This is a genomic window from Psychroserpens mesophilus (assembly GCF_050617655.1).
Classification (GTDB): domain Bacteria; phylum Bacteroidota; class Bacteroidia; order Flavobacteriales; family Flavobacteriaceae; genus Psychroserpens; species Psychroserpens mesophilus_A.
Map to the genome: position 1 here is coordinate 1 of NZ_JBODQC010000447.1, position 241 is coordinate 241.

At 66.0% G+C, this 241-nt stretch carries 1 protein-coding gene; it reads left to right on the forward strand.

What is annotated here, in order from left to right:
- Positions 1-241, forward strand: a 241-nt coding sequence (locus ACRHNM_RS17940) for a peptide chain release factor-like protein (protein WP_431137992.1), incomplete at both ends; no start/stop codon positions are given.

A 241-nucleotide genomic window follows, 5' to 3' on the forward strand; every position in this document is an offset into this window, starting at 1 on the left:
CGCACCGACACCTACCGCGCATCGGGCGCGGGCGGCCAGCACATCAACAAGACCGACTCGGCCGTGCGCCTGACGCACATGCCCACCGGCATCGTCGTGCAATGCCAGGACGGCCGCAGCCAGCACAGCAACCGCGACGTGGCATGGCAGCGCCTGCGCTCCAAGCTCTATGAGCACGAGATGCAAAAGCGCATGGTGGAGCAGCAAAAGCTGGAGGACACCAAGACCGATGTGGGCTGGG